This is a genomic window from Vibrio sp. 811, assembly GCF_033339195.1.
The window spans coordinates 1-607 of the sequence record NZ_JAWOUB010000597.1 but is presented as its reverse complement, the minus strand read 5'-3'; the positions used below and the strand labels follow the sequence as shown (position 1 = coordinate 607).

The 607-nt window shown below is 42.7% G+C and carries 1 protein-coding gene; it reads right to left on the bottom strand.

From position 1 onward, the window contains the following. Positions 1 to 607: Arm DNA-binding domain-containing protein (locus R7Q46_RS28300; protein ID WP_318078456.1), on the bottom strand; the 607-nt coding region annotated here is incomplete at both ends.

The window sequence follows — 607 nt, the reverse complement described above, 5'->3', positions numbered from 1 at the left end:
CCGTTCACCGATGCGCTCTCCATCTTTTTGCTTTGGAATGGGTGCTGCTGGATTGTATTTTATTCCAAATTTCGACTCTAAAGAGAAGTAGCGAGGATCGTTATCAAAGCGCATCCCATGGTTAAACGCCGCCATCACATAGCTACGTACTCGGTTGCTTTGGGTGATAGCTCCACGCTGGATCATCTTACTAATAACGTATTTAATATCATCAGTCGTTACATCACACGCTTTGGTGTTTCTGTCTATATATGGATAGAATTCTCGTACCAGCGCATTTCGCACGTCTTCATACGTTCTCTTTCCATCTATTTTCATGCGCTCCGTATAGCTATGAAATAGCTCATCAATGGTTCCTAAGCTTTTACTCTCTGCATCAATTTTTTTCTGCTCGCTCTCTTGTTGTTCAAGATGCAATTTAGGATCTTTTCCGCCGAGCAACAGTTGTGAGAAGACCTGGGCTTTCTCGCGAGCTTCTGTAAGAGTCATACTGCCAGCACGTGTACTGAATAAACCGATTGAGATAAATTTTTCTTTCTGTTGCTGGTAGTAGCGAAACACGAACTGCTTTTTCCCACTAGTGAAAATTTTTACACCCAAACGCCCT